General features: G+C 63.2%; 2 protein-coding genes. Both read right to left on the minus strand.

What is annotated here, in order from left to right:
* Positions 1-57 precede the first annotated feature (57 nt).
* A complete protein-coding gene (locus tag CLV40_RS36925) occupies positions 58-963 on the minus strand; it encodes a DEAD/DEAH box helicase (RefSeq protein WP_104483684.1) in 906 nt (301 codons plus the stop codon).
* On the minus strand, positions 960-2222 hold the full coding sequence (locus CLV40_RS36930; protein ID WP_219824219.1) for a DNA methyltransferase: 1263 nt from the start codon (positions 2220-2222) through the stop codon (positions 960-962). The genes CLV40_RS36925 and CLV40_RS36930 overlap by 4 nt, the downstream gene beginning before the upstream one ends.
* Between the last annotated feature and the right edge of the window lie 213 nt (positions 2223-2435).

Raw genomic sequence — 2435 nt, forward strand, 5'->3', positions numbered from 1 at the left:
CCGAGAGAAACTCCTCCTTGATCCCGCCAAAACCGTCTCCTTCCAGAGAACCCAATTCTACTTGGTCCACTGTCCGGAAACTTCGAAGCACCTCACTTGCGCGATGACGAGCATGACCGGGTTCATGCGCGGGATGCCTTCCTCGTCGCACCGTGCATGGGCGAGGCGCTCCTTGTAGCGGAGCAGGGTGACCCCGTCGAGGAGTTTGGTGTGGTCGTCGTTCCGGTCGTCCTTGCGTGCGACGAGGACAGGCGTCTTGACGAGTTGGTCCGTGATCGCACGGGCCAAGGGGTAGCGGTAGACGACGAGATTCTCGTCCGCCTTCGCAGGTGTTGCCGTCAGGCCGACGACGAGTTCGGGCCGCAGGTCGGTGATGGTCTTCGAGAACGCCGGGCCGCGGTAGCAGTGGTGCTCGTCGGCAAGGATGACCAGGTCATCGAGGTTGCTGAGCCAGTGGAACAAGGACCCGCCGAGCCACTCCTGGTACTCGTGTGTGGCGCGCCCTTCACCGGTCTTCGAGGTGAGTGCCTGGACGGTGAAGATGAACAGCTTGGTCCTGCTGTTGTCCTCCATCACCTTGCGCGTTGCCGGGCTTTTGAAGTTGTCGGCCGTGATCACGAACGGCTCGGACTCCATCGCGTCGGTCAGTGACTTGCGGTGGCCGGGGCTGAAGTTCTTGATGCTCTTATCCCGAATCGTGCGACCTGGGGCGAGGAGCAGGAAGTTGCGGGCGGGGTTCTCCAGGCCGGCGAAGTACTCGATGAGTCCGGCCATGACGTAGGTCTTGCCGACCCCGGTGGCCGAGTCGACGACGCACTCGAATGGGGCCTCTTTCGCATCGACGTCAAAGTGCATTGAGGTCATCGCTGCGACGCTCTCGACCGCTGCGCGGTTGGGCGTGCGCAGTTCGAGTCGGTGGGCGATCTCGGAGAGGAGGTCGTCATTGATGTGCATGCCGCTCATGAGTCGGCTCCCTCCGGTTGCTGAGTACGGCGCGTGAACGGAGAGGTCTTGGCAGCCCGTCGCCGATAGGTGTCGAGCACGGCCTCGGGGATCTTCGTCAGCTGTGATCCCTTTCGGGCCTTGCGAAGCGCCGCTTCGGCGTCTGGGTCGATCTGGGTCGCCCAGACTTCGACGATCTGCTTCTCGGGAAGTTGGTCGAGGATCGCCGCCACTGTGCCGTGCCCGACGAGGCCGTCCAGGATTACGTAACGCACCTGACCGCGCTTGGCGGCGAAGATCCCGTCAGGCCGGTAGCGAACGCCGAGTTGGGCGCACATGGCTCGCGCGAGGTCGCCCTGGGTGGCCCATTCAGCGAGGACGACGATGTCGGCAACGCTCTCGAACATCGACGGGCCGACTTCGAGGTGCGTGAATCCGCCACCGCCGTGCCAGAGGGTCGTGGTCTGACTTCTGGTCTTCGTGGCGTTCCGGAGAGCCTTTACTGCGTCCTTATCGACGTCGACAACCTTCATGACCTTGGTCAGGAGCCGGTTAAACTCCTGCGCCTCGTCGGGCGTCACATCGTCCGGCAGGTCGGCGTCTGCGAGGCGCTCCGTCGAGGTGGTAATCCCGCCTGGCTCATCGCCGTTCACTACCCGTGTAAGCCGTGGCTTCGTATAAGTAGCCACCGTGGCTGGGAGCAGCTCGACGGTTACCCAGCGGCGACCCATCTTGTGGGCAACCGCTGCGGTCGTCCCAGAGCCGCCGTAGCAGTCGAGGACGATGTCGCCGGGGTTCGAGCCGATGTGGATGACCCGTTGGAGCAGTTCCTCTGGCTTCGGGGTGGCGAAGGCGTGGAGGTCCGGGAACAAGTCTCGGACCTGGTTCTTGCCGCGCAGCGACCCGCCGACGTCCGATGCGAACCACAGTGTCTCCGGGACGCGTCCCTCATCGGCCAGGTGCTTCTTGCGCTGGATACGTTCCTTGTCCAGGTCGAGGAAGACCAACTCGGGCCAGGATCCCGCCTTGTACCTGGCGCGTGCTGCCTTGGCTGCGTCTTCCAACGGCTCGGCGAGCATGATGGCCGGGACGCCCGGCTTGACCAGCTCCGGGGTCGTGCCGCAGATGGTGGCTCGGCGTTCCTCATCGCCGATATCGCGCAGTTCATATTTGGCGTACTCGTTCATCTGCTCAAGGAACCAAGACTGCGCCTTGCCCCAGCATCGACCGGGGGTCGGGTACATCAACCCGCCGGTGGTCGGGTGTTGGATCAATGCCACTAACTTAGGCTAGGTGCGAGGATTCTGATGGTGGCCGGACCCTGATGTCGAACGCCTTGATGTTTGCCTTTTTTGGTGGGGTAGCGTTTATGGCGTCCACGTTTGGCCACACGGGGGTACGTTCGGTGCCTTCGGGCCGCGAGGTGTCTCTCGTTGATTTCCGCGCGGGTCTCCGATAACGCTCTCGCTTGGCGTTCAGGGGGAAAAATCCGC

This window comes from Actinokineospora auranticolor, from assembly GCF_002934265.1.
Classification (GTDB): domain Bacteria; phylum Actinomycetota; class Actinomycetes; order Mycobacteriales; family Pseudonocardiaceae; genus Actinokineospora; species Actinokineospora auranticolor.